Raw genomic sequence first — 396 nt, 5'->3', positions numbered from 1 at the left:
GTGCGTCAGCGTCAGCAAGCGCCTCAGCTTCAGCAAGTGCGTCTGAGTCAGTAAGTGCATCTGAGTCAGCAAGCGCCTCTGAGTCAGTAAGTGCCTCGGCTTCAGCAAGTACATCAGAATCAGCAAGTGCGTCAGAGTCAGTAAGCGCCTCAGCTTCAGCAAGTGCGTCAGAGTCAGTAAGCGCCTCAGCTTCAGCAAGTGCGTCTGAGTCAGTAAGCGCCTCAGAGTCAGCAAGTGCGTCAGCCTCAGCAAGTGCGTCAGCCTCAGCAAGTGCGTCAGCCTCAGCGTCAGCTTCAGCAAGTGCGTCAGCCTCAGCAAGTGCGTCAGCGTCAGCAAGCGCCTCAGCTTCAGCAAGTGCGTCAGCCTCAGCAAGTGCATCTGAGTCAGCAAGCGCCT

At 57.1% G+C, this 396-nt stretch carries 1 pseudogene; it reads right to left on the bottom strand.

What is annotated here, in order from left to right:
- A pseudogene (locus AX663_RS10760) lies at positions 1–396 on the bottom strand (hypothetical protein); the annotation flags it as partial.

It is taken from the genome of Streptococcus sp. CCH8-H5 (genome assembly GCF_001556505.1).
GTDB lineage: Bacteria > Bacillota > Bacilli > Lactobacillales > Streptococcaceae > Streptococcus.
Note: the sequence above shows the minus strand (reverse complement) of the source record. Positions and strands in the feature narration are given on the sequence as shown.